The organism is Microbulbifer variabilis (assembly GCF_020524905.1).
Classification (GTDB): domain Bacteria; phylum Pseudomonadota; class Gammaproteobacteria; order Pseudomonadales; family Cellvibrionaceae; genus Microbulbifer; species Microbulbifer variabilis_A.
This window is the reverse complement of sequence record NZ_JAIVKI010000044.1, coordinates 1-1,598: the sequence shown is the minus strand read 5'-3', so window position 1 is coordinate 1,598 and position 1,598 is coordinate 1. Positions and strand designations below refer to the sequence as shown.

The 1,598-nt window shown below is 51.8% G+C and carries 2 rRNA genes; both read right to left on the bottom strand.

From position 1 onward, the window contains the following. A 5S ribosomal RNA gene (gene rrf / locus LC073_RS21295) occupies positions 1-88 on the bottom strand; the annotation flags it as partial. 200 nt (positions 89-288) lie between these two features. Continuing rightward, positions 289-1,598 (bottom strand): 23S ribosomal RNA (locus LC073_RS21290); the annotation flags it as partial.

The following is a 1,598-nucleotide window of genomic DNA, read 5'->3' as shown; positions in this document are numbered from 1 at the left end:
GAGACCCCACACTACCATCGGCGATGTTGCGTTTCACTTCTGAGTTCGGCAAGGGATCAGGTGGTTCCACAACTCTATTGTCGTCAGGCAAACTGGCTTGGGTTGGCGTTGGTCTTATAAGCAATTTTGCTTGGCCTGCCGTGTTATCGCTGTTTGCCTCGGTCTTTTGACCGGCGATAACCCCAAATAAGTCGGTAAAACAATCTGTAATAATACACCGCAAGCGATTGTATGTCTCTAACTCACAATCCGCTAGCTTAGCTAGTCGTTAGTAACCATCTCTGTTGTATGGTCAAGCCGCACGGGCAATTAGTACTGGTTAGCTCAACGCCTCACAACGCTTCCACACCCAGCCTATCAACGTGGTAGTCTTCCACGGCCCTTTAGGACTCTCAAGGAGTCAGGGAGATCTTATCTTGAAGGAGGCTTCCCGCTTAGATGCTTTCAGCGGTTATCCCGTCCGAACATAGCTACCCGGCAATGCCACTGGCGTGACAACCGGAACACCAGAGGTTCGTTCACTCCGGTCCTCTCGTACTAGGAGCAACTCTTCTCAAATCTCCAACGCCCACGGCAGATAGGGACCGAACTGTCTCACGACGTTCTAAACCCAGCTCGCGTACCACTTTAAATGGCGAACAGCCATACCCTTGGGACCGGCTTCAGCCCCAGGATGTGATGAGCCGACATCGAGGTGCCAAACACCGCCGTCGATGTGAACTCTTGGGCGGTATCAGCCTGTTATCCCCGGAGTACCTTTTATCCGTTGAGCGATGGCCCTTCCATACAGAACCACCGGATCACTATGACCTACTTTCGTACCTGCTCGTCATGTCTGACTCGCAGTCAAGCGCACTTATACCATTATGCTCATTGCATGATTTCCGACCATGCTGAGTGCACCTTCGTACTCCTCCGTTACTCTTTGGGAGGAGACCGCCCCAGTCAAACTACCCACCATACACTGTCCTCGATCCGGATAACGGACCAGAGTTAGAACCTCAAACATACCAGGGTGGTATTTCAAGGACGGCTCCACAGTAACTAGCGTTACTGCTTCAAAGCCTCCCACCTATCCTACACAAGTAGGCTCAAAGTTCAGTGCAAAGCTGTAGTAAAGGTTCACGGGGTCTTTCCGTCTAGCCGCGGGTACACTGCATCTTAACAGCGATTTCAATTTCACTGAGTCTCTGGTGGAGACAGCGTGGCCATCGTTACGCCATTCGTGCAGGTCGGAACTTACCCGACAAGGAATTTCGCTACCTTAGGACCGTTATAGTTACGGCCGCCGTTTACCGGGGCTTCGATCAAGAGCTTCGCCGAAGCTAACCCCATCAATTAACCTTCCGGCACCGGGCAGGCGTCACACCCTATACGTCCACTTACGTGTTTGCAGAGTGCTATGTTTTTAATAAACAGTCGCAGCCACCTGGTCACTTCGACCGGCCTCAGCTTAGGGAGCAAGTCCCATCACCAAAACCGGCGTACCTTCTCCCGAAGTTACGGTACCATTTTGCCTAGTTCCTTCACCAGAGTTCTCTCAAGCGCCTTGGTATTCTCTACCTGACCACCTGTGTCGGTTTAGAGTACGATTCGCT